The sequence below is a fragment of the Microbacterium marinilacus genome, assembly GCF_019753765.1.
In the GTDB taxonomy this organism is placed as follows: domain Bacteria; phylum Actinomycetota; class Actinomycetes; order Actinomycetales; family Microbacteriaceae; genus Microbacterium; species Microbacterium marinilacus.
The window spans coordinates 58,886-84,333 of the sequence record NZ_JAIJZW010000004.1; the positions used below are offsets into that span (position 1 = coordinate 58,886).

Consider the following 25,448-nt stretch of genomic DNA (forward strand, 5'->3'; position numbering starts at 1 on the left):
GTAGAGGCGCGATCGCACCGATCCGCGGGGATGGCGGCGCTGCCGAGCGAGACGACGACGAAGGCCCCGGATCTCTCCGGGGCCTTCGATCTCTGTGTGCGCGAGGGGGGACTTGAACCCCCACGCCCTATACGGGCACTAGCACCTCAAGCTAGCGCGTCTACCTATTCCGCCACCCGCGCAACTGGGTGTCCGGCCTTTCGACCGGAGCCTCGACCGCTTTCGCGACCGAGGAGAAACACTACCACGCCACCTGGACCGCGACGAATCGCACCGGGAGCCGGGCGCGTCCTGACGTCAGCCCGCCGAGACGCCGAACAGCAGCCCGAGGACGTACGTCACCGCGGCGGCGCCGAAGCCGATCGCCAGCTGCCGCAACGCGCGCTTCAGCGGCGGGGCGCCGGACAGCAGGCCCACCGTCGCGCCGGTGCCGAGGAGCGCCAGCCCCACCAGGACGAGGGCGACGAGCACCGCCGCCACCCCCGTGAGGCCGAGCAGCCACGGCAGGACCGGGATGACCGCGCCGCTGGCGAAGAAGAGGAAGCTCGAGCCCGCGGCACGCCACGCACCGCCGACGACCTCGTGCGTGTCGATGGCGCCCGTGTGCACCGGCTCGCGTCCGGCATGCGCCTCGGCGATCGCCTTGCGCGCGCGGGCGTCCGCCGTGGCCTCGTCCATCCCCCGCGCCCGGTACACCAGTGCGAGCTCGTTCGAGTCGATGTCCAGGTCCGGGAGCGCCTGATCCCCGTACGTCCCCGGCTCCGTCGCGTCCAGCATCTCGCGCTGCGACCGCACGGAGACGAACTCCCCCGCACCCATCGACAGCGCTCCCGCGAGCAGGCCCGCCACGCCGCTGAACAGCACCACCTGAGGGGCCACGCCGGTGGCGCCGATGCCGAGAACGAGCGCGAGGTTGGAGACGAGGCCGTCGTTCGCGCCGAACACCGCGGCGCGGAACGTCCCGGACAGACGCCGGCGCCCGCGGGCCGCGAGACCGCGCACGACCTCGTGATGCACCTTCTCGTCCGCCCGCATCGCCGGGGTCGCGAAGCGCTCGCCGTCGTAAGGCGAACGCGCTTCGGCGTTCTGCGCCAGAGCCAGCACGAAGATCGTGCCGAATCGCCCCGCCATCCAGCCGAGCATGCGCGTGCGCAGGCTCGCGCGCGGCATGCGCGTCGGCTCGCCGCCCAGGAGGGCGAGCCAGTGCGCCTCATGTCGCCCCTCCGCGATCGCCAGCTGCTCGAGGATCGCGCGCGTCTCGCCCTCCTTCGTCGCTGCGAGACGGCGGTAGACGTGGGCCTCGGCGCGCTCGTCGGCGAGGTACTGGGCCCATCGGCGACGGTCGGCGGCCCATGCTTCGGGAGCGGGCGTGCTCAAGGGACCTCCTGAGAGGGGTGGGCGGGATGTCCCTCCACGCTACTCAGCGTGTCGCCGCCCGCCGCCCCGGGGAACGGGATTGGCAGGTTTTCGCCGCGCCGAACGAGGCGCCCCGTGGAGGGCCTCGCGCAGGCCCCGCTCGCCGGCGCGCATCACCATCCGGTGCGCGACCGCGAACACGGGGCGCAGGACGGGGTCGAGCAGGCGCATCCACCTCCGCCGCACCTCGACGTCCCAGGCGAAGCGCACCTCGCTTCCTGCCCCTTCGCGCCGCACCTCGACGCTGCCGCGCCCCTCGAGGTCGCCGGAGCTCTCGGCCGAGATCGCGTGCCCGGGGCGGACACGTGTGAGGGTGAGAACGAGACGCAGGCGATAGCCGAGCGGCGCGTGCACCTCCGCTCTCATCTGCTCGCCCCGGTCGATCCGGCGGGCGGGCGACACCACACGCATCGCACGCCACCACGACGCCGACCGACCCGTCACCGCCGCGGTGAGCGCCCGCCAGACCCGATCGGGCAGCGCGTCCACCCGCCACACGGTGCGGAACGAGTACGGGGCGGCCATGCGGCGAGACTACGGACGCGCGCTCAGGAGCGCACCCGCTTGCGCAGCAGGTCGATTCGCGCCTGCAGCTGCGCCACCGTGGCCTTGGCGACCTCCGGTCCGCCGCAGCGGCGCCGCAGCTCGGCGTGGACGACGCCGTGGGGCTCGCCGGTCTGGCGGGCGTAGACCCCGACGAGGCTGTTGAGCAGCTGCCGCTGCTCTTTCAGGGTGCGGTGCAACGGCGCAGGCAGCGTGGACACCGCTTCGCCGCCGCCGTCGGCTTCGCGTGCCTCGCGCACCTGCCGGTGACGGGACTGCCGCGCGACGCGCTGCATCAGCAGCTCGTGCACGTGCTCGGGCTCGAGCAGGCCCGGGAGGCCGATGAACTCCTGCTCCTCCTCTGTGCCGGGCACCGCCAGCTGGCCGAACTCCTGTCCGTCGAACACCACCCGGTCGAAGTGCGCGACCGAGCCGAGCGCCTCGAACGTGCCCTCCTCCGTCAGCGCGTCCGACGCCTTGTCCTCGCGCTCGGCGGCCTCGAGCAGGCTGTCGTCGAGCCCGTCCTCGTCCTTCTCGAGACGATCGAGCACGTGATCGCGCTGGCGCTCCATCTCGTTCGCGAGCCCCATCAGCACCGGCACGTGCGGCAGGAACACGCTGGCCGCCTCGCCCCGCCGTCGAGCGCGGACGAAACGCCCGATGGCCTGCGCGAAGAACAGCGGCGTGGACGACGAGGTCGCGTAGACGCCGACCGCCAGGCGCGGGACGTCCACGCCCTCGGAGACCATGCGCACCGCGACCATCCAGCGGTCGCCGCTCACGGAGAACCGCTCGATGCGCTGCGAGGCCTCGGCGTCGTCGGAGAGGACGATCGTCGCCCGCTGCCCGGTGATCGAGTGCAGCAGCTTCGCGTACGCCCGCGCGGACGTCTGATCGGTGGCCAGCACCAGCCCGCCCGCGTCCGGCACGTGATGACGGATCTCGGTGAGCCGCAGGTCCGCAGACCGGAGCACGACCGACATCCACTCGCCCTGAGGGTCGAGCGCGGTGCGCCACGCCTGCGACGTGACGTCCTTGATGTTGTCCTGACCGAGGTGCGCCTCGAGCTCGTCGCCGACACGCGTTCGCCACTTCATGTGCCCGGAGTAGACGTGGAACAGCACGGGGCGGACGACGCCGTCGGCGAGGGCGCGGCCGTAGCCGTAGGAGTAGTCGGTGATGGAGGTTCGCAGCCCCTGCGCGTCGGGCGCGTACTCGACGAACGGGATCGGCGAGTCGTCGCTGCGGAAGGGCGTCCCGCTCAGGAGCAGCCGGCGTCTTGCCGGGCCGTAGGCCTCGCGCAGCGCGTCGCCCCAGCTCAGCGCCTCTCCGCCGTGGTGCACCTCGTCGAGGATCACCAGGGTGCGCCCGCCCTCGGTGAGCGCCCGGTGGACGGAGGCCTTGACCGCCACCTGGGCGTAGGTGACGACGACGCCGTGGTACTGACGTGAGAACGTCGTGTGGCTGTTGCGGAAGGCGGGGTCGAGGCGGATGTGCGCCCGGGCGGCGGCGTCCGCCCACTGCGTCTTCAGATGCTCCGTCGGGGCGACGACGATGATCCGGTCGACCTCGCGTGTGCGCAGCAGCTCCCCCGCCAGCGTGAGCGCGAAGGTCGTCTTGCCCGCGCCCGGCGTCGCGGCGACGAGGAAGTCTCGGCGGTCCGCTTCGAAGTACGCCTCCAGCGCCTCCTGCTGCCAGGCGCGGAGCTTTCCCGCGGTGCCCCACGGGGCTCTCTGCGGGTAGGACGGTGACAGCATGGGGTTCCAGGGTAATGGGCGTCGCCGACGTTCGGCCGGGAGGCGCCGGAGTGCCGCGACTCCGTCGCGCGGCGGATCCGGCGGCGGCCGACGAGGCGTAGTCTTCTGGTCGCCCGACGCCCGCCCGCATCAGGAGGAACCATGCCGAACGACGACCGCAGCCCCCTCGTCGCCAACGAGGGCCCGCACCCCTGGCGACGTCTGGTGGCCCTCGGCGACTCGTTCACCGAGGGCATCGGCGATCCCGAGCCCAACTCGCCCGGCGGGCATCGCGGCTGGGCCGATCGTGTCGCCGAGGTGCTCTCGCAGCAGGTCGACGACTTCGCGTATGCGAACCTCGCCGTCCGCGGCCGCCTGATCGGGCAGATCATCGACGAGCAGATCGAGCCCGCCCTCGCCCTGCAGCCCGACCTCGTCACGTTCTGCGCGGGCGGCAACGACGTGATCCGGCCGGGCGGAGACCCCGACGCCGTGGCGATCCAGTTCGAGGGTGCCGTCGCGCGCCTGAGCGCCGAGGGGGCGACCGTCGTGGTGTTCACGGGCGTCGACACCGCCTTCACGCCCGTGTTCCGTGCGCTGCGCGGCCGCGTCGCCATCTACAACGAGAACCTCCGCGCGATCGCCGACAAGTACGACTGCATCGTCGCCGACCAGTGGGCGCTGAAGACCATCCAGGACCCGCGGTTCTTCGACGACGACCGGCTGCACATGAACCCGCTCGGCCACCACGAGGTGGCGCGGATGGTGCTGCGCGCGCTGAACGTGCCCAACGACCTGCAGCCCATGCAGCCCGACCCGTTGCCGGAGACGACGTGGCGCGAGGCGCGCCGCGGCGACCTGGTGTGGGCGCGCACGCACCTCGTGCCCTGGGTGCTGCGGCGGGTGCGGCATCAGTCGTCGGGCGACAACGTCTCGGCGAAGCGGCCGGCGGCCACTCGCTTCGGCGCGGAGCCCGACGCCGACGCCGCACCGTCCGGCGACTGACGGCGCGGCGTCAGCGCGGAGACGCCTCCCGGAACGCATCCGACGCCCGCTGACCGCGGCCGACGGCCCACAGCGCGACGGCGCTCGCGGAGGCGACGTTCAGCGAGTCGACGCCGCCCGACATGGGGATCGTGACGACGGAGTCCGCCGCCGCCAGCGCGTGTCGCGAGAGACCGTCGCCCTCGGCGCCCATCAGCAGCGCGACCCGTTCCGGCGGCGCGGCCGCGAAGTCGTCCAACGAGACGGCGCCTTCGGCCAGGGCGAGCGCCGCGACGTGGAAGCCGGCGCCGCTCAGCTGCGCACGGGCCCCGCTCTCGCCGTCCCATTCGGGAAGGCGGGTCCACGGCACCTGGAACACCGTCCCCATGCTGACGCGCACGCTGCGCCGGTACAGCGGGTCGGCGCAGCGCGGAGTGACCAGCACGGCGTCGGCGCCCAGACCCGCGGCCGCACGGAAGGCCGCGCCGACGTTCGTGTGGTCGACGATGTCCTCCAGCACCACCGCGAGTCGCGCGCCTGCCAGGACGTCCGACACGGGCGCGAGCGCGGGCCGGTGCATCGCGGCGAGGACGCCCCGGTGCACCGCATAGCCCGTCACCCCCTCGGCGACGTCGGCGGGCACCACGTAGACCGTCGCGTCGTGGCCCGCGAGCACGCCCTCGAGCTCCGGCAGCCACCGCTCCTGCGTGAGCACGGATCGTGGCCGGTGGCCCGCCGCCAGAGCCCGCGCCAGCACCTTCGACGACTCCGCCATGTAGAGGCCGCCGGCCGGCTCGAGCACTCGCCGCAGGGCCACGTCCGTGAGGTCTCGGTAGTCGGCCAGCCGCGGATCGGACGGGTCGTCCACGCTCAGGATCTCCATGCCTCCAGCATCCCTCACGCCGATCCCGCCCCTCGAACGGCCCATAGAATCGCTCCGTGCCCCTCGCCTCCGACCTCGACGACGCCACCGCCGCCGGTGTCGCGCGCGCGACAGCCGTGCTCGCGGGGCTGCGCGTCGCCGTGCTGACCGGCGCGGGAGTGTCCACGGACTCGGGCATACCCGACTACCGCGGCAAGGGCGCGCCCCGCCGGTCTCCCATGACCGCCCAGACGTTCCTCGGCGACGAGGACGCGCGGCGTCGGTACTGGATCGGCTCGCACCTGGGCTGGCACGCGTTCTCGGCGGCTGCCCCGAACCCCGGCCACACGGCGCTCGCCGAGCTCGAACGCGACGGCGTCGTCAGCGGCGTCATCACGCAGAACGTCGACGGCCTCCACCTGCGCGCCGGGAGCCACCGCGTGGTGGAGCTGCACGGCACCATGCGGCGGGTGTTCTGCACGCACTGCGGCCAGGTGTTCGACCGCCGCGACATCGCGCAGCGGCTCGAGAGCGAGAACCCCTGGATCACGGTCCCGGAGAACGTCGAGCTCGGACCCGACGGCGATGTCCGGCCGGAGACCGCGGAGGGTTTCGTCGTGCCGGACTGCACGGTGTGCGGCGGCATGCTCAAGCCCGACGTCGTCTTCTTCGGCGAGTTCATCCCGGGCGAGAGGTTCCGCGAGGCGGAGCAGCTGCTGCACGGCAGCCAGGCGCTGCTCATCGCCGGGTCCTCCCTCGTGGTGAACTCGGGCATCCGCTTCGTCGAGCGCGCCCGACGCCGCCGCATGCCGGTCGTGATCGTCAACCGCGGCGAGACCCGCGCCGACGACCGCGTCACCGTGAAGATCGATGCCGGCACGACGGAGGTCCTCGCCGAGCTCGCCCGCGCCCTCCCCGCGAGCCGCTGAGCGCACCCAGCCTCGGCACCGGTCGGACGCCGTAGGCTCACGGGTGTGACCCTCCTTGCTCTCTTGCGCCACGGACAGACCGACTGGAACTTCGAGCGACGCGTCCAGGGACGCACCGACATCCCGCTCAACGACACGGGCCGCGCGCAGGCGCTGGTCGCGGCGGACACGCTGCGCGGCGGCGACTGGACCCGGATCGTCGCCAGTCCGCTGCGCCGCGCGGAGGAGACCGCCGAGATCATCGCGTCCGTGCTGGAGCTGGACGCCCCCTCCACGCACGCCGGTCTGGTAGAGCGCGACTACGGTCAGGGCGAGGGCGTGCTCGTCGCCGACTTCTTCGCGCGCTGGGGCGACGGCCCCGTGCCGGGAGCGGAGACGCTGGACGAGCTGGCGACGCGAGCGCACGACGCGATCGCCGAGGTCGCCGCGGTCGCTCCGGCGGAGCCCACGATCGTCGTCGCGCACGGCGGCCTGATCCGGTCGCTGATCGGCCTCGCGACCGACGGGCGGCTGCCGGCGCCCGGTGAGCGCCTCGAGAACGCCTCCGTCACGCTGTTCGCGCTGGAGGACTCGGGACTCGAGCTCGTCCAGTACACGACGGCATCGGCCTAGGACATGGTCCGCCTGCGGCGCACATCGCCGGATCAGCCCGGCTGGACGCGCCGCGGCGCCGGTCGCGGCTTCGCGTATCTCGACGAGCACGGCGCGCGGTTGCCCGCTCTAGACGCCGAGCGCATCCGGGCCCTCGCGATCCCGCCCGCCTGGAAGGACGTCTGGATCACGCCGTTCGAGAACGGCCACCTCCAGGCCGTCGGCACCGACGCCGCCGGACGCCGCCAGTACCTGTACCACCCGCAGTGGCGGGTTCGCCGAGACGCCGCGAAGTTCGACCGCGTGCTGGACTTCGGCCGCGCCCTCGGCGCCGCGCGCCCGCGGGTGGCCGAGGACCTCGCGCGTGACGGCATGCCGCGCGAACGAGCCTGCGCGCTCGCGGTGAGGCTGCTCGACCTCGGCTGCTTCCGGATCGGGAACGACGTGTACGCCGACGCCAACGGCAGCTTCGGGCTCACCACGCTGCGTCGCGATCACGTGACCCGCACCGGCGACACGCTGGTCTTCGCCTTCACCGGGAAGTCGGGCGTCGACCATCGCATCGAGATCGACGACGAGCCCGTGACGAGAGCCGTCGAGACGCTGCGACGCCGGCGGGACGACGATGAGACCCTCCTCGCGCTCCGCGACGACCGGTGGCACTCGCTCATGCCCGCCACGGTCAACGAGTACGTCCGGGAGATCACCGGGGTCGACGCGACCGCCAAGGACTTCCGCACCTGGCACGCCACCGTGCTCGCCGCCGCCGAGATCGCCGCCGGCGCGGACGAGCTCGAGCGCGAGGGCCGCGGGGGAACGACCCGGCGTCGACGCATCGTGACCGACGCGATGCGCGAGGTGGCGGCGTTCCTGGGCAACACCCCGACCATGGCACGGACGTCGTACGTCGACCCGCGCGTGGTGTCGGCCTACGAGGAGGGGCGCACCATCTCACGGGCCGTGCGCCGCTCGTACGCCTCGGACGAGGAGCGCCAGGCCGGGCTGGAGCGCGCCACACGGCGGCTGCTGCGCGAGACGGACGACCGATGACGGTATCGCCAAGCGCCATGACTGAGCAAATCGGCCAGCACGCGCACTCGATACGATAACGAGTGAGCAGGATGCGCAGGATCGCCTCGTAGATCCTGCTAATGTCTCGCTCTATGGCTTCCCTGGATCACGTCGACCTCGAGCTGCTCGCTGCGCTCAGCGAGGACCCGCGCGCCACCGTCGTCGCCCTCGCCGAGCGTCTGCGCCTGTCCCGCAACACCGTGCAGGCGCGCATGTCCCGGCTCGACAAGGCCGGAGTCTTCCGTTCCTTCGAGCGCTCCATCTCGACGGCCGCGCTCGGCTTCCCGCTCGAGGCCTTCCTGTCCATCGGCGTCCGCCAGGTCGACCTGCCCCGCATCACGAACGAGCTCGCCGGGGTGCCCGAGGTCGTTCAGGTGCACGGCATGTCCGGTCAGACCGATCTGCTGGCCCTGGTGGCCTGCCGCGACGCGCGGCATCTGTTCGACGTCGACGCGCGCATCCTCGGCATCGAGGGCGTCGAGCGCACGGAGACGTCGCTGGTGATGAGCGAGGCTGTGTCGTACCGCGTGAGCGGCCTCATGCAGCTCGCCCGCCGGGAGCGCTAGGACGCCTCCGGCGTCGCCTCCGCGGCCGACGCCACGCCCTGCGTCAGCTCGATGCGCCGCCCCGAGCGGCGGCCATCCGGTCGCGCACCTCCCGGCGCAGGATCTTCCCGACGAGAGACCGCGGCAGCTCGTCCATCTGCACGATGCGGCGGGGGATCTTGTAGTCGGCCAGGTGAGCGCGGCAGAAGTCCCGCAGCGCTGCGGCGTCGAAGACGCGCCCCTCCGCCACCTCGATCGCCGCGGCCACCTGCTCGCTGCCATCGGGCCGTCGCAGGCCGACGACCGCCGCGGCTCGCACGTCGGGATGCGCCTCGAGCGTCTCCTCGACCTCGTGGGGCGCGACGTTGTAGCCGCCCGTGATGATGAGCTCCTTGATGCGGTCGACGATCGTGACGAAGCCGTCGTCCGAGACGGTCACGACGTCGCCGGTGCGCAGCCAGCCGCCCGGCAGCAGCGTGCCCGCGGTCTCCTCAGGACGCCGCCAGTAGCCCGCGAACACCTGCGGTCCACGGATCAGGAGCTCTCCCCGCTCACCCGGCTCGACCTCGGCGGACGGGTCGTCGAGGCGGACGACGCGGATGTCCGTGCCGGGGAAGGGCACTCCCACCGTCCCGGGGCGGCGTGCCGGGCCGATCGGGTTGCCGAGCGCGACGGGGGACGTCTCGGTCATGCCGTACCCCTCGACGAGAAGTCCTCCCGTCGTCTCCTCCCAGCGGCGCACGGTCGAGAGCGGCAGGCTCATCGCACCGGATATCGCGAAGCGGATCGTGGACAGGTCGATGGCGCCCTGCGCCGCGCTGCGGGCCAGCGCGTCGTAGACCGGCGGCACGGCGGGCAGGAACGTCGGCGGATCGGACCTCGCGGCGGCGACGACGAGATCCACGTCGAAGGTCGGGAACAGCACGAGCTTCGCTCCGATGCTCATCGCGAAGGTCAGGCAGAGCGTGAGCCCGTAGGCGTGGAAGAGGGGCAGGACGCCGTAGAAGGTCTCCTCGCCCTCCTGCAGGCCGGGCACCCACGCTCGCCCCTGCAGCGCGTTCGCACGCAGGTTGCCGTGGGTCAGGATCGCGCCCTTCGGGTCTCCGGTCGTGCCGCTCGTGTACTGCAGCAGGGCGATGTCGGAGACCTTCGGCCGAGGGTGCCGGCGCGCCAGACGGCGTCCGTCGACGACCTTCCGCCACGAAAGGATCCGACGCGAGCGCGGGCGCGCCGTCAGCTTCGAGCGCGACTCGCGCGCAGCGCGCAGCGGAAGCCGCAGCGCGATGCGCTTGCCGAGCGGCAGCTCGTCCGTCAGATCGACGGCGACGACGTGGTGCGGGCGCGCATCGCTCGGCAGCTCGGCGACGACGTCGGCCGTCTTGTCCCAGACGATCGCGACCTGCGCACCGTGGTCCTCGAACTGGTGCCGCAGCTCGCGCGGCGTGTACAGCGGGTTGTGCTCGACGACGATGGCTCCGAGGCGGAGGATCGCGTAGAACGCGACCACGTGCTGCGGGGAGTTGGGCAGGACGAGGGCCACGCGGTCGCCGGCGGAGACCCCCAGCCGGCGCAGGCCCTCGGCCGCACGCGCGATGCGGTCGCCGAGCTCGCCGTAGGTCGTGCGGGCGCCGAAGAAGACCAGCGCCGTCTTCCGACGGTGGGCACGCACGCTCAGGTCCACCATGTCGACGAGACTCTCCGTGACCTCGGGGATGTCCGTCGGGACGCCGGGCGCGTACGCCGTCGTCCAGGGTCGCGCGGGCCAGGTGCCGGTCGATGTCACGTGCTCTCCTCCGGGACGGTTCTCTCCATGCTGACACCGGGCACATGCCGCCACGGGCACATCTCCGCGTCGGGTCGTGCCGCCGTCCGACCGACCTCACGCCAGCCAGTCGCGGATGGCGGCGGCCGCCTCCGCCGGCCTCTCGTAGTGGATCAGGTGCCCGACGTCCGCGATCTCGACGAGCGTCGCATCCGGGATGCGGCTCGCCAGCACCCGCTCGACCTCGATCGACGTGATGTCGTCCCGGTCCGCGGCCACGAGCAGCGTCGGCACCGCCAGGCGCGACGCGTACTCCCCCACGTCGTGCGACACGCTGGTCACGAACGCGTCGTGCAGCACGTCCCGATCGGCGAACGACGAGAAGTACCGGTCGTGCTGGTCGTGCACGAAGGCCCGCAAGGCGGGATCGCGGGTCTTCACCATCGCGAGCGACATGACCCGCACGACGATCCGCGTGCGCAGCAGCCACGTCCCGAGACGGCGCGGCAGCCGCGCACCGGCCCAGTAGTACAGGATCGCGAGCCGGGTGAGGATGCCGCGCGGGCCCTGGAGCGCCGGGGCGCCGATCGGGTTCACCAGGATCAGGCGCGGGGTCCGCAGCCCTCGCGCGACCGCGGAGGAGGCGACGATCGACCCGAAGGAGTGCCCCAGCACCACCTGGGCGCCGTCTTCACCGGGGCGCGCCACGGCGGCCGCGAAGGCCTCGAGCCAATCGGCGTACGCGTCGATGTCGTGGCGACGGTCCGGCAGCGGCGGAGTCTGCCCGAAACCGGGCAGGTCGGGCATCACGATGCGGAAGCCGCCGAGGAACGCCACCACGGGCTCCAGACCGTGATGCTCCCCGCGGAACCCGTGCACCACGAGGATCGTGGTCTCGGCGTCCTCGGGGCCGTACACCCAGTAGGCCGTGCGCCCCCCGAGCACCTCCACCTCACGCCGGGCGACGGGGATCTCGGCGAGCTGGGCGGCGTAGGGCGAGGCGACGGGCACAGAACGAGTCTACGGAGATGCCCCTGGAGGGCCGTCCTGCCCCTGCCCGGTGTGGCGCGACGGCAATGTCGGCGTGTCGCCCTATTTTCTAGAGGTATGACGAGGAAGTGGCCGGATCCTCCCCCGCTGTTCGACCTGGACGACCTCGAGCACCCGGGAGAGACGCCGAGCTGGACTCCCCGCGGCGCCCTCGTCGAGACGGCTCCCCTCGCAGCACCCGCACCGCCGGAGCCGGAGCCCTGGACGCAGCGGATCGCCGTGTTCGACCTCGAGACCACGGGCATCGACGTGACGTCCGACCGCATCGTCACCGCGTACGTGGGGCTCCTCGACGGCACCGGCGCGGTGGTGCACGACGAGCACTGGCTGGCGGACCCCGGCGTGGAGATCCCCGAGGGCGCGACGGCCGTGCACGGCATCACCACCGAGCGGGCCCGCGCCGAGGGACGACCCGCCTCCGACGTCGTCTCGGAGATCGCGGCGGCGCTGCGGACGCTGATGTCAGGCGGCATCCCGATCGTGGCCTACAACGCGGCCTACGACCTGTCGCTCCTGAAGCACGAGTGCGAGCGGCACGGCGTCGAGCCGCTGGCCTCGCCCGCGCCCGTCGTCGATCCGTATGTCATCGACAAGACCCTCGACAAGTACCGCAAGGGCAAGCGCACGCTCGACGTGGTGGCCGCGCACTACTCGGTGCCGCTCGACGCGGCGCACGAGGCCTCTGCCGACGCGATCGCAGCGGGCCGCGTGGCCCTCGCTCTGGCCGAGCGCTACGCGGACCGCCTTCCCGAGGACGTCCTCGAGCTGCACACCCGGCAGATCGGCTGGGCGCGCGAGCAGGCGGAGAGCCTCACCGAGTACTTCGTCAAGATCGGCCGACTGGAGCCCAGCGAGGCCCTCGACGGCAGCTGGCCCGTGCGCTGATCTCCGCCGCGCGGAGGAGGTCCGATCTCGGCGGGCTGCCTACCATCGAGCCATGGACCTCGATTGGGAGGGCATCGTGATCGCCGTGTGGATCGCGCTGCTGGCGCTGGGCGCCGTGGGAGGCGCGAGCTACGTGGTGTGGAGCATGATGCGCACGACGGACCTCGAGAAGAAGTACCCGCTGCAGGGCGGCGGAAGCGCCTTCGACGCGGTGTTCCGGCCGACGGCGCACGACGCGGACCTGGAGTGGCAGTCCCTGAAGATCGTGCCGGTCCCCGCGCCGAGCCCGGACAAGGGGCCCGGGGTCATCGACTTCGACGCGGGTCGCATCGAGATCCGCGTCGCCGAGGAACGGGAGAACGACGAAGGCCCCGCCTGAGCGGGGCCTTCGTCGTCTCGGGGACTACTTCGAGCCGAAGTTCTTGAAGCGCGCGTTGAACTTCTCGATGCGGCCGGCCGAGTCCATGATGCGCTGCTTGCCCGTGTAGAACGGGTGCGAGGCCGACGAGATCTCGACATCGATGACCGGGTACTCGACGCCGTCGAGCTCGATGGTCTTGTCGCTGGTCACGGTCGAACGGGTGAGGAAGGTCTCGCCCGAGCCGAGGTCGCGGAACACGACGGCGTTGTACGCGGGGTGGATGTCAGTCTTCATGGGGTCCTTGCCAAGAGGTTTCGAAAGTCTTCCGGTGCTTGGGCACCAACGAAAGAGTCTACCAGCTTCAGAGCCGCGCCGTGGACGCCATCTTCCGGCGGGTCAGAGGGCGCGTGCCGCGTAGCGGCCGCCCTCCTCGTTCAGCGCGACCTCCAGGCCGAACGTCTCCGAGAGGTTCTGCGCGGTCAGAGTCTCCGCGAGCGTGCCCTGAGCGACCGACCTGCCGTCCCGCAGCAGCAGCACGTGCGTGAAGCCCGGCGGGATCTCCTCAACATGGTGCGTGACCATCACCAGCGCTGGCGTCACCGGGGACTGCGCGTACTCGCTCAGCAGCCCGACCAGCACCTCGCGTGAGCCGAGGTCGAGGCTGGCCGTGGGCTCGTCGAGCAGCAGCAGCTCGGGATCGGTCATGATGGCCCGCGCCACCTGCACGCGCTTCTGCTCGCCATCGCTGAGCGTGCCGAACGTGCGATCGGCGAGGTGCTCCAGTCGCCACTCGCGCAGCACACGGAGGGCGCGCCGCTCGTCGACGTTCTCGTACTGCTCGTTCCACCTGCCCAGCACGGAGTAGGCGGCGGTCAGCACGGCGTTCAGCACCGTCTCGTCGGCGGGGATCCGCCGTGCGAGCGCCTGCGACGCGAAGCCGATCCGCGGGCGCAGCTCGAACACGTCGGTGCGCCCCAGGCGCTCGTCGAGGATCTCGACCGTGCCCGACGTCGGGTGCAGCAGCGTGTCCGCGAGCTGCAGGACCGTGGTCTTGCCCGCCCCGTTCGGCCCGAGCACCACCCAGCGCTCGTCGTCGTTCACCGCCCAGCTGAGTCCGTCCACGATGTTCCGGCCATCTCGGCGGACCACGACGTCTTCGAAGGAGAGCACTGTGGGCATGTCGCCAGCCTACCCACTCGATCGGCGGTGCCAGCCCGCGCTCGGCCCGACCGCGACGGGGACGGCGCAGTCCGCGCGCTACGCTCGTGACTCGTGACCGCGCGCTTCCTGATCGTGCTCGACGCCGATTCCACCCTCATCCGCAACGAGGTGATCGAGCTGATCGCCGACGAGGCGGGCCGCGGCGCCGAGGTGGCCGCGGCGACCGAGGCCGCCATGCGCGGCGAGGTCGACTTCGCCGAGAGCCTCCGCTCGCGCGTCAGGGAGCTGGCGGGCGTCCCCGTCACCTCGTTCGAACGCGTCCGGTCCCGCATCGAGCCGACGCCCGGCGTCACCGACCTGATCGATGCGGCCCACTCTCGAGGCGGCGTCGTCGGCGTGGTCTCGGGCGGCTTCCACGAGATCCTGGACGAGCTCGCCCCGGCCCTCGGCGTCGACCTGTGGCGCGCGAACCGGCTCGTCGCCGTCGACGGCGAGCTGACGGGCGAGGTCGACGGACCGATCGTGGACGCCGCGGCCAAGCGTGACTGGCTCACCCGTTGGGCGACCGAGCGCGGGGTGCCGATGTCCCGCACGATCGCGATCGGCGACGGCGCCAACGATCTGCTCATGCTCCGGGCCGCCGGCCTCGGCCTCGCCTTCAACGCCAAGCCCGCCGTGCGGGCGTCGGCTCCGCTCGTGGTCGGTCCGGTCGACCTCGCGCAGGTCGTCCCGCTGCTCCCCCGCTGAGGGGCGTCCTCCGCGACCCCGACGAAGACCGAGGCGCGCTCACCAGGGCATCGTGCGCGCCGGGTCCCTCCGGCTGTCGTCCGGCGCGGGGGGAAGCGGCTCGCCGCCCGCGCGCACGCAGAGCCACCGCAGCTGTCCGTCGCTCTCCGGCAGTGCCCGCCACGTGCGCCACACGCCCTGCCCGACCCGCACGACGCTTCCGGCACGGACGTCGACCACGTCGCCGTCGAGCCCCATCTGCCCCTCGCCCGCCAGGAACACGTAGAGCTCCTCGATCCGCGAATGGGCGTGCCAGTAGCCGGCCTCCTCGCCTGGCTCCAACGCGTTCGCCGACAGACCGATGTACTGCATCGCGAGCTCGTGATCGACGATGCGACGTCCGTCCCGCGCCCGCGCGGCGTCGAAGCCGCCGTGATGCCGGCGCCACTCGTCGGCGCCGCCGATCTGGACGATCTCGTAGTCGCCCATCAGCGCGCCTCCTCCTCGAGCACCGGCGGGTTCCAGCCGCCGCTCCCCCGCTCGTAGACCATGCGGACGTGCCGGCGGTCACGCGCCCCCTGCCAGAACTCCACCCTGCTGGGCGCGATGCGCCACAGCACCCAGTCCGCGTCGGCCACGCCCTCCCGGGCGCCAGAGGCGCGCGAGGCGAAGTCGGCTGCGCTGTCCTCCGCGGTCGCTTCCGTCACCGCCCCGCGCACCCGCACGGCTCGCATCTGCGACGGCCACCAGAAGTTCAGGGCGGCGACCGGGTCGGCGGCGAGCTGCAGGCCCTTCCGCGACGAACGGCGGCCGGCGACGGCCCAGCCACGGCGCCCGACATCCTTCAGGATGAGCGTGCGAGCGTCGGGGACCCCGTCCTCGCCCACCGTCGCGAGGGTCGCGGCGTGCGGCTCCGCGACACCCGCGCCGACCGCGGCCTCCAGCCACCGCACGAACAGCGGCTCGGGTTCACGGGGCGGCGCCTCCGCGCCTCCGGCGGGAGCAGTGCCCGTCAAGGACGGCAGGGCTCGCAGCCAGGCCGCCCTCTCCCCGCCCGGGCGGGTCATCGCCGCGGCCCGAGGAGCGCGAGGAAGCCCCGCACGGCGGACTGCATCGTCGACGGGTCGCCGAGGGCACGCGACAGCACGTAACCGCCCTGCAGCACGGCCACGGCGGCGATCGCTCGGTCCCGGGCCTGCTCGCCCGAAGACCCCTGCTCGCGGAACGCGGCGGCCACCAGATCGATGAGCGAGGAGAAGTAGCCGGCGACCTGCCCCCGCAGCTCGTCGTCCGCCATCACGAAGGGATCCGCCGTCAGCCTGCCGACACGGCATCCCGCGACCGCGTCGCGAGGACGCGAGAGATACGCCTCGAGCCGCTCGTCCGCCGCACCCTCCGCCTCGAGATCGCCCGCCGCCGATGCCAGCGTCTGCGCGACCGTGCGCGCGACCGCCGCGACCGCGAGCTCCCGCTTGGAGGGGAAGTGGTGGTACAGGCTGCCCTGCCCGATCCCGCTGCGTGCCAGCACCTGCCGGGGTGTGGTGGCGGCCACGCCGTTCTCGGCGTACAGGTCCTGCGCCGCGCGCAGCACCGCCTCTCGTGCGCCGGGCGGCACGCTCGTATCGGTGGTCATGCCGCCGAGCATGGCATACCTAGAGGTAGGTCGGCAACACGGCCCATGTCGGATGTCGGCGGTCCGCCGTAGCCTGCGAACAACGCGGAGCCCTCCACCGCCGAAGGAGCAGGAGCGACATGGTCGACACAGGATCCGAGATCGTCCTCGTCCCGGGACTCTGGCTGGATGCCGGGTCCTGGGACGAGGTGACCCCCGCGCTCACGGCGGCGGGGCACCGCGTCCATCCGCTGACGATGCCCGGCGTCGGCGCTCCCGCGTCGGCATCGGCCGACATCGGCATCGACGACTGGGTCGACGCCGTGGTCGAGCGCATCGACGACATCGACGCACCGGTCGTGCTCGTCGGCCACTCGGGCGGCGGGAACGTCGCCTTCGGCGCCGCCGACAGGCGACCCGACCGCGTCGCGCGGCTCGTGTACGTCGACACCGTGCCGCCGCCGGACGGGCGGGGCATCTCGGAGTTCCCGTCGGTCGACGGCGTCGTGCCTTTCCCCGGCTGGGACTTCTTCGACGAGGAGGACGTCTTCGACATCGACGCCGACACGCGCGAGCGCGTCGCCCGGGGCGCGCAAACCGTCCCCCTGCGCGTGCCCACGGATCCCCTCCGGCTCCGCGACGAGCGCCGTTTCGACATCCCGGCGACGATGCTCTCCGGCGCCCAGGACGAGGCAGGGGTGAGGGCGATGCTCGCCCAGTGGCCGACGTGGCACGAGAACGTGGAGCGGATCCGCTCCTTCGACGTCGTCCGGCTCGGCACGGGCCACTGGCCGCAGTTCAGCAGCCCCGAGTCGCTGTCCGCGGTCCTGCGGAGGGTCGTCGAGGGTCAGTGACCCATGCCGAGCCCGCCGTCGACGGGGATGACGGCACCCGAGATGTACGCGGCGTCGTCCGAGGCGAGCCACGCGACGGCTCCGGCGACCTCCGCCGCGCTGCCGTATCGGCCGGCGGGGATCGCCTTGCGGTACTCCGCCTGGGTGCCCTCGGGCAGCTCCGCCGTCATGTCGGTCTCGATGAAGCCGGGTGCGACGACGTTCGCCGTGATCCCCCGCGCGCCGAGCTCGCGCGTCAGCGACCGTGCGAAGCCCACGAGCGCGCTCTTCGACGCGGCGTAGTTCACCTGACCCGCGGACCCGTACAGTCCGACGACGCTCGAGATGAGGACGACGCGGCCGAAGCGAGCCTTGAGCATGCCCTTCGACGCACGCTTGACCACCCGGAAGGCGCCTCCGAGGTTCGTGGCGACGACACTGTCGAAGTCGTCCTCGCTCATGCGCATGAGCAGGGTGTCCTTGGTGATGCCGGCGTTTGCGACCACGATCTCCACGGCCCCGAGATTCTGCTCGACCTCCGTGAAGGCGGCGTCGAGCGACGCCGCATCGGTGACGTCGGCGCGCACCGTCAGCGTGCCCTCCGGCCCGTCGCCGCTGCGCGCCGTCACGGCCACGCGGTATCCGTCCCGCACCAGGCGCTCGGCGATCGCGCGCCCGATGCCGCGGTTGCCGCCGGTGACCAGGGCCACGCGTCCTGCCGTGCTGACTCCGGTGCTGGTGCTCACGATGCTGCTCTCTCCTGTCCAGGGCCGGCCTGCCTAGGCCGACGATCCTCGCAAGCCTACTGAGCCGCTCCACGCCCCTCCTGGTCGCGCCATGCACAACGACCGCCCGCGCGCGCTGTGGAGCACTGCCAAGCCGGCCCGCGCCCCGCGCCGGGGACACCCGGCGGGGCAGCCGCGACGACCCCGGCGGCGTAGGCTGGAGGCACCGTGAAGACGCCCAGGAAAGACGCACCCGCCGCGCAGTCGGCGACGTCGCTGCCGATCGCACCGGCCGACGACGCGGGCGACCGCGTGCGCAACTACCTGCTCACGATGGGCATCCGCATCGCCTGCCTGGTCCTGATGGTCTGCATCCAGCCGTACGGCTGGTACAGCATCGTCTTCGCCGTCGGCGCAGTCTTCCTCCCCTACTTCGCGGTGGTCGGCGCGAACGCCGCGAGCGGCCGCACGGTCTCCGTCGCCCAGAGTCCCGAGACCGCGATCGAGGACCGCCCGGCGGAGCCGGAGCAGCATCGAGCAGAACCGCACTCCGTGATCCGCATCGCCGAGACCTCGGCCACGACCCCGACCCGCTCTCCCCAGGCCGACACGCCGGCTGCGGGAGGGGACGGGCATGGCAAGCCCGATGCGCCGCCCGCGACGCCGGGAGACGCGGGCCGACGAGTCGACGGCCCGGACGCGGCATGATCGGTCTGGATCCCGTCGCGCCGACCTGCTCGCGCGCCGGCTGCCCCGCCGCCGCCGCATGGTCGATCCGGTGGCGCAACCCCCGCATCCATTCCGCCGAACGGCGCAAGGTGTGGCTCGCCTGCGACGACCACGTCGACTACCTCCGGGACTTCCTCGCCGCCCGCGACTTCCCTCTCGAGGTCGCACCCGGGGTCGTCGCCGACGCCGGTCGCGCGGAGGAACGCCGATGAGCGCCTCGCCGTTCGTGCGCCAGGCGGCGAGACGCTGGGCCGGCTACGCGCTGGTCGCCGTGCTGTTCGCGATCGCCTGCGGCTTCCTGTCGCACTGGCAGTTCGAGCGGAACGAGGCGCGCGCCGAGACCCTCGCGCTCGTCGAGCGCAACTACGACGCGCCGCCCACGCCCGTGGAGGACGTCCTCGACCGTGGGTACGCGCCCTCGGACGAGTGGCATCCCGTGACCCTGACGGGCCGGTATCTCGACGACGACCAGCTGCTGGTGCGCAACCGCGCCCAGGGCGGCACGAGCGCCTTCGAGGTGCTCGTCCCCTTCCAGCTCGTCGACGGTCGCATCGTCGTCATCGACCGGGGTTGGGTGCCTCCCGGCGAGCAGACGACCCCGGACGCGGTGCCCGCGGCGCCGGACGGCGAGGTCGAGGTGATCGCCCGGGTGCGCCCCGGCGAGTCGCTGCCCGCCTCCGGCCGGACCGCTCCCGACGGCCAGGTGCCGACGATCCACCTGCCGACCATCGCATCGGCCACCGGCCCGAGCACCGAGACGGCGTTCTACGGGCTGATGGTGTCGGAGGACCCGGCGCCGGCGGAGCGCCCGCAGGAGCTGTCTCCGCCCACGGAGGACCCGGGTCCGCACCTGTCGTACGCGATCCAATGGATCCTGTTCGCCATCATGGGCTTCGCCTTCATCGCCTACATGATCCGGACCGAGATCCGGGCCCGCCGCGAGGAGCTCGAGCCCGACGACGACCTGGACGATGAGGTCCCCGGCGAGGACGAGCCGGACCACGAGCGCACCCCCTCCGCGGCGGCTCGACGGCCGCGACCCGGGCGCCCGAGGCGCACCGGGCGTCGCGACCGCGACGCCGAGGAGGAAGACGCCCTCATCGACGCCGGAGCGTGATCAGGCCTCCGTGTCCTGCAGCGCCTGGACGATCGCCGCGTTGAACGCATCGAGGTCGCCGGGGTTGCGGGAGGTGATGAGGTTCCCGTCGATGACGACCTCCTCGTCTCGCCAGTCGGCGCCCGCGTTGCGCAGATCCGTCTCGAGCGACGCGTACGACGTGAGAGTGCGCCCCTCCGCGAGCCCGGCGTCCGCCAGGATCCACGGCGCATGGCAGATCGCGGCGACGGGGATGCCCGCGGCGAAGAAGTCCTTGACGAGCTCGACGGCGCGGTCGTCCTGGCGCAGCGCGTCAGCGTTCAGGGTGCCTCCCGGCAGCACCAGCAGGTCGTAGTCCCCCGCGCCGGCCTCGCCCAGCGGCACGTCGACGTCGAAGACGTCGCCGTGGTCCCAGTCGCCCTGCATCGCCTGGAGCGTGCCCTCCGAGGGCGAGACGATCACGGTCGTCGCCCCGGCGCCCTCCAGGGCTTCCCGCGGGCTCGTGAGCTCCACCTGCTCGACGCCCTTGGTCAGCAGGAACGCGACCCTCTTCCCGGAAACGGCCATGACGGCTCCTCTCGTCGTGAGTGAATGAGAGTCCATTGCAGCCCGACCGCCGACCGCCGGGCAAGGGCCTCGACATCGCGCCGTCGCGCCGCTAGCGGCCGCCCGCTCCGGGGGACGTCGCCCGGGGAGCCTCGGCGGTCGACCGCCGGAGACGCGACTCGTCGGCGGAGGAGTTCTCGATGACGAAGTTCGCCATCGTCGGCAGGTAGCGGTCATCGGCCGCCTCGAGGATCTTCCCGGATGCCGTCCAGGACGCCCGCCGCACGCGGAGCAGCGGCGCGCCCCGCACCACGCCCAGCTCGGCGACATCGGGGCCGTCCGCCCCGATCGCATCGATCACGTGCCGGGCGCGAGCCGGCGCGAGGCCGTGCGCTCGCATCGCCCCGTAGATGCTGCCCGCATCGAGGTCGACGCCGAGCAGCAACAGGCCGACGTCGAGCGGGAAGACGGAGCGCTCGAGCATCGCCGGTGCGCCGTCGAGCAGCCGCAGGCGGAGCATCTCGACGACGTGCTCCCCCTCGTCGATGCCCAGATCGGCCGCCGCCGGCGCGTCGGCGGGTCGTCGCGTCGCGGAGACGACGCGCTGCCCAGGCTCGCGGCCGACGGTGTGCGCCCACTCGGTGAAGGACATGAACGTGTGGAAGGGCTGTGTCGGGACCACCCGGCGCACGCGCGGCGGGGTCCCCCGTCCGCCCTCCAGAGACCCCTCCGCCCTGAGCCGGGTCAGGGCCTGACGCACGGGCGCGCGAGACACGCGGAACTCGGCCATCAGGGCGTGCTCGCTGGGGACCTTCTCGCCCTCTGACCATCGGCCGTCGTCGATCCGTCGCCGCAGTTCCTCGTACACCTGCTCGTGGAGCGGACCCCTGGTCTGTTGCGTCGCGCTTGTCATGACACCTGCTCTCTCGAATCCGCCATCCAGCGTCGCACACGTCCGGACGGTGAACGTCGCGTGAAATGAAGTCAGCCCAAGTTGTCATGACTACTTGTCGGCGACGAGGCTCGTCGCAGAGACGGCGACCGCAGTCGTCGTCGGAGGCCCTTGCTCCCGAAGGAAAGCAGATGAGACCCAGACTCCCCCGAGCCGTCACCGCCACCACCGCGGCGCTCGCGCTCCTGTTCACCGGCGCCGTCTCCGCGCAGGCCGCCGAGCCCGCGCGTGAGGGCTTCTCGGATGCCTCGCCGTCGGAGCCGCCCGCGGGCTGGACGATCGAGAACGCCAACGTCGACGGAATGCGCGACGGCTGGCGGGGCTGGTCGTTCCACGCCGCATCCGACGTCGTCTCCACCTGGGGCTCGAGCGGCCAGCGCGGCGGCTTCAGCCGCTCCGAGGGCATCGTGGCCGTCGTCCACTCCGACCAGAACCGCCCCGCCTCGGGGCGCTTCAGCTCCGTGCTCTGGTCGCCGCCGCGCGCCATCGACGAGGGCACGGCCGCCGTCTCGGTGACGTTCGACAGTCACTATCGACAGGGCCAGAGCCCCCAGACCGCCGCTCTCGTCGCACGCGTCGACGGCGGTGAGCCCTTCACCGTCGAGCGCTTCTCCGCCGATCGCCTCGACGAGGAGGTCGAGGCCGTCTTCGACGTCCCCGCGGCCGCACAGCAGATCGAGGTCGGCTGGTCCTATCGCGACAGCAGCAACAACTGGTACTGGATGATCGACGACGTCGAGATCGTCGAGGCGGAGCCGGCCGACGCGGTTCCCGTCCTCCTCTCCGGCACGAAGCCCGTGGTGCGAACCGGCTCGAGCGCAGCGCTGTCCGTCGGCGGCCTGCGCGAAGGCCAGCGGATCTCCGTGCTGCTCGGCGAGCAGGGCACGGAGGTGCCGGGCGTGCCGGCCGCCGACGCCGAGGGGAAGAGCGACTTCGTCGTCGCCGTGCCCGCCGAGACGGCGCCCGGCGTGCACACGCTCCGCGTGCGTGGGGAAGGCGTCACCGAGACGGTGTTCGGGCTCACCGTGGTCGAGTCGCCCGTCCCCCTTGCGACATCCGAGGACATCGTGTGGTTCGACGGCTTCGAGGATCCGTCCGCGTGGACCGCGGACGGCGGATGGGAGCTGACCACCCTGGACGAGGTCGTGGAGGGTCGAGGCACCGATCGTCGTCACGCGTTCACGCGCGCGTCGGGCACAATCGCGGCCGCCGAGGCGGACGGTGCGTTCGCCGGCACGCTGACGTCCGCGATGATCCCCGTGACCGGCGGCGACGACCTGGAGCTGCGCGTCGACAGCCACCATCGCGAACGCGGTGCGGCGCAGGAGGCAACCGTGACGGCCGTCTTCGACAACGGCGAGGAGGCGGTGCTGCACACCCTGTCGGAGGACCAGGAGTCGGCCCAGCTGCGGATGCCGGTCAGCGTCCCCGCCGGCGCACAGCGGCTCGCGCTCCGCTTCGCCTTCGAGGCGGAGGCGGCCGCGGGCTCGTGGATGCTCGACGACGTGAAGCTCGTCCGGCCGCTTCCCGCCCTGGCGGAGGATGCGGTCGCAGCGAGCGCCGTGGACATCTTCAGCGACGTCCAGGGAGCGAACGCACGGCTGCGGGACCAGGTGCTCCCCGGTCTGGCGGGCATGACGCCGGCCGCGGACGTCCTGGTGTCCAACGGCGATCTCGTCAGCCAGGGATATGCGGCGCAGTACGACGGCTATCTGGCCGCGCTCGCGGCCGGCGGGGGCGACGACTACGGCACGGTCGTCTCCACCATCGGCAACCACGAGTACTACGGCACCGGAAGCACCTCCCAGGAGTTCCAGGACCGGTTCCTCGACCGCACCGGCATGCGCGAGATCGGCGGCGAGGGCGGCCTGTGGGGCGAGATCGTCGTCGACGACCAGCTGCCGCTGCTCTGGATCGGCAGCGAGCATTACGACTACGGCGCCAAGACCGGCTCCGGTCCGTTCGTGAGCCTCTCGGACGAGCAGTTCACGTGGCTCCAGTCGCGGCTGGCGCACTGGCGAGAGCAGAACCAGCCCGTGCTGCTCTTCTCGCACCATCTCCTGCCCCACTCGGTGTCGGGCTCCTACGCGAACTTCTATCGGAACGACTACGACGAGGAGCAGGCGCGCTTCCAGTCGCTGCTCGACGCCAACCCCAACGTCATCATGTTCAACGGACACACGCACTGGTCGCCCACCCTGAACGACTGGTCGGTGGAGCAGCGCACCGATCCGACGCTCGCGGACGCCCCGACGATCGTCAACACCGGCGCCGTGACCACCATGTACGGTCCGAGCGGCGATTGGAACGAGACCGCGATCGGCGGCGCCGATCCGGTGGGCCTGCGCGCCGAGCTCTACGAGGACCGCGTGCGCGTGACGGTCTACTCGTTCTCCGCCACCGGCGGCACCGAGCTGCAGCACGTGGATGTCCCCCGGCCCACCGAGCCGACAGAGCCGACCGAGCCGACCGAACCCACCGAGCCTGGCGAGCCCGCGGAGCCCACAGAGCCTGGCGAGCCGACGGAGCCGAGCGAGCCTGGCGAGCCCACGGAGCCGAGCGAGCCGACGGAGCCGAGCGAGCCCGCCGACCCGACGGGGCCCTCCGAGCCGAGCGAGCCGACAGAGCCCGGCGACCTCGCGGAACCCACGTCCCCGTCAGATCCCACGGAACCGACCCGACCCGGCGAGCCAAGCGACCCGACGGAGCCCGCCGACCCGACGGAACCCTCCGAGCCGACGGAGCCCGCCGACCCGACGGCTCCGAGCGAGCCCGCCGAGGAGACGGTCGATCCGGCGACCCCCGCCGCTCCTCAGGTCCCGGCCGGTGAGGGCGACCCGGCCGCGCCCGACGCGTCGACGGACGTCCGGCTGACGCTGAGCACGGACACGGTCACCGCCGGCGGCGAGCTCATCGTGCACGGCGCGGGGCTCCGTGGTGAGGAGGCGGTGGCGTTCGACCTGCACTCCACGCCGGTCCGTCTCGGCTCGGCGCGGGCGGACGGCGACGGCGCACTCCGGGCCACGCTCACGATCCCCGCGGAGACGGAGGAAGGCGCCCACACCCTCGTGGTCGTCCGCGACGACGGGACGACGGTCGAGCTGCCGCTCGTCGTGCGAGCGGCTCCGGCGCCCCTCGCGGCGACCGGTGCGAGCACAGGCGTCACCGCCGTGTGGGCGGCCCTCCTGCTGCTGGCGGCCGGCGGCGCGCTCGCGCTGCGGCGGAGGCACTCGACCTCCCGACGCGCGTAGCGGCGGGGGGGGGGGGGGGGGCCCCCCGCCCGGCCCGGGGGGCCCCCCGAACCCCCCCCCCCCCCCCGCCCCCCCGCCCCCCCCCCCCCCCCCCCCGCCCCCCCCCCCCCCCCCCGCCCCCCCCCCGCCTCTTCGTGCGGAGCGGGTCTTACTCGGCGACGACCCAGTCGAACTGGTCGCCGTTCTCGTCGAGCCATGCGTCGACAGCTTCGGCTTCCCTACCCTCGCCGAACTCGTTGACCACGAGGTCCTCGAGCGAGCCGTACTGGTCGTCGTCGAGCTTGATCTTGCCGACGAGCTCGGCGGCCTCCGGGAACTCCTCGGTGAAGCCGCTGTGGCCCATGAAGTTCAGCGTCTCAGCCTCGCCCATAGCGCCCTTCGGGTCTTCGAGATCCTTCACGTCGTATGTGCTGTTGGCCCAGAACGGACGCCACAGCGTGACGACCACGTCTTCCTCGTTCTCGATGGCCTCGCCGAGCACGGTGAGCATCGCGGCGGTGGAGGAGGTCTCCAGGGTGTACTCGTCCTGGAGCTCGTACGCGGGCATCATCTCCTCTTGCGTCTGACGGGTCAGGCCGGCGCCGGGCTCGATGCCGATGATTCTGCCGCCGAAGCGGTCGGCGTTGCCCTTGAGGTCCTCGATCGAGTCGATGTCCATGTAGCTGGGTACAGCGATCGTCAGTTTCGCGTTCTCGTAGTAGGCGCCGAGGTCCTCGAGGTCGTCGCCGTACTCGTTCATGTACTCGACGTGCGTCACCTCCGGCCACGCCGACGGGTACATGTCGACGTCGCCCTGGGCGAGACCGGTGTACAGCGGCCCGGCCTCCGTCAGCGTCTCCAGCTCGACCGTGTAGCCGAGCTTCTCGAGCTGGTCCTGAAGCAGGTAGGACATGCTCAGCCCGTCGGACCAGGAGGGAAGGAAGCCGAGCGTGATGGTGCCCTTGTCGCCGCCGTCGCCGTTGTCGGAGCTGCCGCCGCCCGCGGTGTCGTTGCCGGTGGCGCAGCCGGCGAGTGCGAGGGACGCCACGGCCCCGAGGGCGACGGCGGACGTGATGTGGCGGTACTTCTTCATGGTGCTTTTC

The 25,448-nt window shown here is 72.4% G+C and carries 28 protein-coding genes and 1 tRNA gene; 13 read left to right on the forward strand and 16 right to left on the reverse strand.

The window, feature by feature from the left end; translation table 11 throughout:
* Nucleotides 1-97: 97 nt before the first annotated feature.
* The 4 genes from K5S26_RS08010 to K5S26_RS08025 form a co-directional block, all read right to left on the reverse strand.
* Nucleotides 98-182: transfer RNA gene (locus tag K5S26_RS08010), tRNA-Leu, on the reverse strand.
* Between the two features lie 115 nt (nt 183-297).
* A complete protein-coding gene (locus K5S26_RS08015; protein WP_221857466.1) occupies nt 298-1,377 on the reverse strand; it encodes a VIT1/CCC1 transporter family protein in 1,080 nt (359 codons plus the stop codon).
* 39 nt (nt 1,378-1,416) lie between these two features.
* The gene (locus K5S26_RS08020) at nt 1,417-1,941 is read right to left on the reverse strand and encodes an SRPBCC family protein (RefSeq protein ID WP_221857467.1); all 525 of its coding nucleotides are present in this window, start codon (nt 1,939-1,941) and stop codon (nt 1,417-1,419) included.
* A 23-nt stretch (nt 1,942-1,964) separates the two neighbouring features.
* Nucleotides 1,965-3,716, reverse strand: coding sequence for a DEAD/DEAH box helicase (locus K5S26_RS08025; protein ID WP_221857468.1), 1,752 nt, complete (start codon nt 3,714-3,716; stop codon nt 1,965-1,967).
* A gap of 141 nt (nt 3,717-3,857) precedes the next feature.
* Between K5S26_RS08025 and K5S26_RS08030 the strand changes: the two genes are divergently transcribed.
* Nucleotides 3,858-4,700 carry an SGNH/GDSL hydrolase family protein gene (locus K5S26_RS08030; RefSeq protein ID WP_221857469.1) on the forward strand — a complete coding sequence of 281 codons (843 nt, stop codon included), beginning with the start codon at nt 3,858-3,860 and terminating at the stop codon, nt 4,698-4,700.
* 10 nt (nt 4,701-4,710) lie between these two features.
* Here the strand turns inward: K5S26_RS08030 and K5S26_RS08035 are convergent, their stop codons facing one another.
* Nucleotides 4,711-5,562, reverse strand: a complete 852-nt coding sequence (locus K5S26_RS08035; protein ID WP_221857470.1) for a TrmH family RNA methyltransferase — start codon at nt 5,560-5,562, stop codon at nt 4,711-4,713.
* A gap of 56 nt (nt 5,563-5,618) precedes the next feature.
* Here K5S26_RS08035 and K5S26_RS08040 point away from each other — a divergent pair, with 56 nt between their 5' ends.
* The 4 genes from K5S26_RS08040 to K5S26_RS08055 all read left to right on the forward strand — a co-directional run bounded on the left by K5S26_RS08040 (nt 5,619) and on the right by K5S26_RS08055 (nt 8,698).
* Nucleotides 5,619-6,470 (forward strand): Sir2 family NAD-dependent protein deacetylase, encoded by an 852-nt coding sequence (locus tag K5S26_RS08040; RefSeq protein WP_221857471.1) that lies wholly within the window; start codon nt 5,619-5,621, stop codon nt 6,468-6,470.
* Nucleotides 6,471-6,515: 45 nt separating this feature from the next.
* Nucleotides 6,516-7,082 (forward strand): histidine phosphatase family protein, encoded by a 567-nt coding sequence (locus K5S26_RS08045; RefSeq protein WP_221857472.1) that lies wholly within the window; start codon nt 6,516-6,518, stop codon nt 7,080-7,082.
* Nucleotides 7,083-7,085: 3 nt separating this feature from the next.
* Nucleotides 7,086-8,111, forward strand: a complete 1,026-nt coding sequence (locus tag K5S26_RS08050; RefSeq protein ID WP_221857473.1) for a DNA topoisomerase IB — start codon at nt 7,086-7,088, stop codon at nt 8,109-8,111.
* A gap of 113 nt (nt 8,112-8,224) precedes the next feature.
* Nucleotides 8,225-8,698 (forward strand): Lrp/AsnC family transcriptional regulator, encoded by a 474-nt coding sequence (locus K5S26_RS08055; RefSeq protein WP_221857474.1) that lies wholly within the window; start codon nt 8,225-8,227, stop codon nt 8,696-8,698.
* A gap of 43 nt (nt 8,699-8,741) precedes the next feature.
* On the opposite strand, the gene K5S26_RS08060 is transcribed toward K5S26_RS08055, so the two are convergent.
* Both K5S26_RS08060 and K5S26_RS08065 read right to left on the reverse strand, forming a co-directional pair.
* Nucleotides 8,742-10,460: a long-chain-fatty-acid--CoA ligase gene (locus K5S26_RS08060; protein WP_221857475.1), complete on the reverse strand. Its 1,719-nt coding sequence runs from the start codon at nt 10,458-10,460 to the stop codon at nt 8,742-8,744.
* Between the two features lie 96 nt (nt 10,461-10,556).
* Nucleotides 10,557-11,450, reverse strand: coding sequence for an alpha/beta fold hydrolase (locus tag K5S26_RS08065; RefSeq protein WP_221857476.1), 894 nt, complete (start codon nt 11,448-11,450; stop codon nt 10,557-10,559).
* 96 nt (nt 11,451-11,546) lie between these two features.
* Between K5S26_RS08065 and K5S26_RS08070 the strand changes: the two genes are divergently transcribed.
* Together K5S26_RS08070 and K5S26_RS08075 are read left to right on the forward strand one after the other, a co-directional pair.
* On the forward strand, nt 11,547-12,374 hold the full coding sequence (locus tag K5S26_RS08070; protein ID WP_221857477.1) for a 3'-5' exonuclease: 828 nt from the start codon (nt 11,547-11,549) through the stop codon (nt 12,372-12,374).
* Between the two features lie 52 nt (nt 12,375-12,426).
* Complete coding sequence (locus tag K5S26_RS08075) at nt 12,427-12,753, forward strand: hypothetical protein (protein ID WP_221857478.1); 327 nt, start codon at nt 12,427-12,429, stop codon at nt 12,751-12,753.
* A gap of 24 nt (nt 12,754-12,777) precedes the next feature.
* Here K5S26_RS08075 and K5S26_RS08080 read toward each other — a convergent pair whose 3' ends face one another.
* On the reverse strand, nt 12,778-13,029 hold the full coding sequence (locus tag K5S26_RS08080; protein WP_208500136.1) for a type B 50S ribosomal protein L31: 252 nt from the start codon (nt 13,027-13,029) through the stop codon (nt 12,778-12,780).
* A gap of 102 nt (nt 13,030-13,131) precedes the next feature.
* Entirely contained in the window at nt 13,132-13,914 is a 783-nt protein-coding gene (locus tag K5S26_RS08085) for an ABC transporter ATP-binding protein (RefSeq protein WP_221857479.1), read from the reverse strand.
* A 93-nt stretch (nt 13,915-14,007) separates the two neighbouring features.
* On the opposite strand from K5S26_RS08085, the gene serB reads away from it, so the two are divergent.
* A complete protein-coding gene (gene serB, locus K5S26_RS08090) occupies nt 14,008-14,643 on the forward strand; it encodes a phosphoserine phosphatase SerB (RefSeq protein ID WP_221857480.1) in 636 nt (211 codons plus the stop codon).
* A 39-nt stretch (nt 14,644-14,682) separates the two neighbouring features.
* On the opposite strand, the gene K5S26_RS08095 is transcribed toward serB, so the two are convergent.
* The 3 genes from K5S26_RS08095 to K5S26_RS08105 are packed head-to-tail and all read right to left on the reverse strand — an operon-like array spanning nt 14,683 to nt 16,255.
* Nucleotides 14,683-15,111, reverse strand: coding sequence for a cupin domain-containing protein (locus K5S26_RS08095; protein WP_221857481.1), 429 nt, complete (start codon nt 15,109-15,111; stop codon nt 14,683-14,685).
* Nucleotides 15,111-15,689: a pyridoxine/pyridoxamine 5'-phosphate oxidase gene (locus tag K5S26_RS08100; RefSeq protein ID WP_221857482.1), complete on the reverse strand. Its 579-nt coding sequence runs from the start codon at nt 15,687-15,689 to the stop codon at nt 15,111-15,113. Before K5S26_RS08100 ends, K5S26_RS08095 begins: the two co-directional genes overlap by 1 nt.
* Nucleotides 15,686-16,255 (reverse strand): TetR/AcrR family transcriptional regulator, encoded by a 570-nt coding sequence (locus tag K5S26_RS08105; protein ID WP_221857483.1) that lies wholly within the window; start codon nt 16,253-16,255, stop codon nt 15,686-15,688. The genes K5S26_RS08100 and K5S26_RS08105 overlap by 4 nt, the downstream gene beginning before the upstream one ends.
* A 119-nt stretch (nt 16,256-16,374) precedes the next feature.
* On the opposite strand from K5S26_RS08105, the gene K5S26_RS08110 reads away from it, so the two are divergent.
* The gene (locus K5S26_RS08110) at nt 16,375-17,088 is read left to right on the forward strand and encodes an alpha/beta fold hydrolase (RefSeq protein WP_221857484.1); all 714 of its coding nucleotides are present in this window, start codon (nt 16,375-16,377) and stop codon (nt 17,086-17,088) included.
* Here the strand turns inward: K5S26_RS08110 and fabG are convergent.
* Entirely contained in the window at nt 17,082-17,813 is a 732-nt protein-coding gene (gene fabG / locus K5S26_RS08115) for a 3-oxoacyl-ACP reductase FabG (RefSeq protein ID WP_308122839.1), read from the reverse strand. The genes K5S26_RS08110 and fabG overlap by 7 nt on opposite strands.
* 207 nt (nt 17,814-18,020) lie before the next feature.
* On the opposite strand from fabG, the gene K5S26_RS08120 reads away from it, so the two are divergent.
* The 3 genes from K5S26_RS08120 to K5S26_RS08130 are packed head-to-tail and all read left to right on the forward strand — an operon-like array spanning nt 18,021 to nt 19,638.
* A complete protein-coding gene (locus K5S26_RS08120; RefSeq protein WP_221857485.1) occupies nt 18,021-18,500 on the forward strand; it encodes a DUF3099 domain-containing protein in 480 nt (159 codons plus the stop codon).
* Nucleotides 18,497-18,733: a hypothetical protein gene (locus K5S26_RS08125; protein WP_221857486.1), complete on the forward strand. Its 237-nt coding sequence runs from the start codon at nt 18,497-18,499 to the stop codon at nt 18,731-18,733. Before K5S26_RS08120 ends, K5S26_RS08125 begins: the two co-directional genes overlap by 4 nt.
* Nucleotides 18,730-19,638 carry an SURF1 family cytochrome oxidase biogenesis protein gene (locus tag K5S26_RS08130; RefSeq protein ID WP_221857487.1) on the forward strand — a complete coding sequence of 303 codons (909 nt, stop codon included), beginning with the start codon at nt 18,730-18,732 and terminating at the stop codon, nt 19,636-19,638. Before K5S26_RS08125 ends, K5S26_RS08130 begins: the two co-directional genes overlap by 4 nt.
* On the opposite strand, the gene K5S26_RS08135 is transcribed toward K5S26_RS08130, so the two are convergent.
* Together K5S26_RS08135 and K5S26_RS08140 are read right to left on the reverse strand one after the other, a co-directional pair.
* Nucleotides 19,639-20,184 (reverse strand): type 1 glutamine amidotransferase domain-containing protein, encoded by a 546-nt coding sequence (locus tag K5S26_RS08135; RefSeq protein ID WP_221857488.1) that lies wholly within the window; start codon nt 20,182-20,184, stop codon nt 19,639-19,641.
* A gap of 91 nt (nt 20,185-20,275) precedes the next feature.
* A complete protein-coding gene (locus K5S26_RS08140) occupies nt 20,276-21,076 on the reverse strand; it encodes a GntR family transcriptional regulator (protein ID WP_221857489.1) in 801 nt (266 codons plus the stop codon).
* 170 nt (nt 21,077-21,246) lie between these two features.
* Between K5S26_RS08140 and K5S26_RS08145 the strand changes: the two genes are divergently transcribed.
* Nucleotides 21,247-24,366 (forward strand): metallophosphoesterase family protein, encoded by a 3,120-nt coding sequence (locus K5S26_RS08145; protein WP_221857490.1) that lies wholly within the window; start codon nt 21,247-21,249, stop codon nt 24,364-24,366.
* Between the two features lie 148 nt (nt 24,367-24,514).
* Here K5S26_RS08145 and K5S26_RS08150 read toward each other — a convergent pair whose 3' ends face one another.
* The gene (locus tag K5S26_RS08150) at nt 24,515-25,438 is read right to left on the reverse strand and encodes a glycine betaine ABC transporter substrate-binding protein (RefSeq protein ID WP_221857491.1); all 924 of its coding nucleotides are present in this window, start codon (nt 25,436-25,438) and stop codon (nt 24,515-24,517) included.
* Nucleotides 25,439-25,448: the final 10 nt, after the last annotated feature.